The 533-nt window shown below is 56.1% G+C and carries 1 rRNA gene; it reads left to right on the forward strand.

The annotated features are described in order from the left end of the window. Nucleotides 1-520, forward strand: a 16S ribosomal RNA gene (locus tag ACE5KN_RS31025); the annotation flags it as partial. Between the last annotated feature and the right edge of the window lie 13 nt (nucleotides 521-533).

A 533-nucleotide genomic window follows, 5' to 3' on the forward strand; every position in this document is an offset into this window, starting at 1 on the left:
CTTTCCTTCGGGACAGAGGAGACAGGTGGTGCATGGTTGTCGTCAGCTCGTGTCGTGAGATGTTGGGTTAAGTCCCGCAACGAGCGCAACCCTTGATCTTAGTTGCCAGCACTTCGGGTGGGCACTCTAAGGTGACTGCCGGTGACAAACCGGAGGAAGGTGGGGATGACGTCAAATCATCATGCCCCTTATGACCTGGGCTACACACGTACTACAATGGCCGGTACAACGGGAAGCGAAGTCGCGAGATGGAGCGAATCCTCAAAAGCCGGTCTCAGTTCGGATTGCAGGCTGCAACTCGCCTGCATGAAGTCGGAATTGCTAGTAATCGCGGATCAGCATGCCGCGGTGAATACGTTCCCGGGTCTTGTACACACCGCCCGTCACACCACGAGAGTTTACAACACCCGAAGTCGGTGGGGTAACCGCAAGGAGCCAGCCGCCGAAGGTGGGGTAGATGATTGGGGTGAAGTCGTAACAAGGTAGCCGTATCGGAAGGTGCGGCTGGATCACCTCCTTTCTATGGAGAATCG

Source organism: Paenibacillus terreus, from assembly GCF_042138595.1.
Classification (GTDB): Bacteria; Bacillota; Bacilli; order Paenibacillales; family Paenibacillaceae; genus Paenibacillus; species Paenibacillus terreus.